1 protein-coding gene is annotated in these 621 nt (G+C 32.4%); it reads left to right on the top strand.

The window, feature by feature from the left end; genetic code table 11:
* Positions 1 to 32: 32 nt before the first annotated feature.
* Positions 33 to 621 (top strand): DUF3231 family protein (locus V7161_RS25405; protein ID WP_335715596.1); only part of this gene is annotated, 589 nt, incomplete at its 3' end.

The following is a 621-nucleotide window of genomic DNA, read 5'->3' as shown; positions in this document are numbered from 1 at the left end:
CTACATATCAAGAACATGAGGCTACTCAATTATTGTCTGACGAAGGTTATAAAGATACGCCTTTCTTCAGGGAAGATGATTTATATAGTTCAACAGCAAAGCTATTTTCAGACCAATTAATTCTAGAAATCTTAAAGCATATAACGAGTAATGGATTGCGAGCGCTTGCTGCTCAATATGTTGAATTGACAGATTATAAAGTAAAAAATTTTTATAAAAAACTACTCAATGATGTAATTGAATTAGATTTTTCTTTATTAAAATTGCTTAATGATAAAGATTTATTACAAAATAATTCCTTCTCTTACAAAAAAGCAGATGAAAGAGCTGGGAAACTATTCAAAGTTGCATCAACTCAGAACCGGCCACTTAATGCCGTAGAATTGGCAAATATATTCAGTGCCCTTCAATGTAACAATGTTGGAGTTGCTCTTTGTACCGGTTTTTCTGAAGTCGCAGAGGATATGGACACAAAGAAATTTATACTGGAAGGGAAAAAGTTAGCATTTTATCAATCAGCCTCTTTATCCGATATCTATAGAGAAAATGGAATTCCAACTATAACTGGACTTGAGGCTCACGTTAATAAAGTAAAGGAATCACCTTTTTCAGATAAATTAA

The sequence above is a fragment of the Neobacillus drentensis genome, from assembly GCF_036965425.1.
In the GTDB taxonomy this organism is placed as follows: domain Bacteria; phylum Bacillota; class Bacilli; order Bacillales; family Cytobacillaceae; genus Neobacillus; species Neobacillus drentensis_F.
Note: the sequence above shows the minus strand (reverse complement) of the source record. Positions and strands in the feature narration are given on the sequence as shown.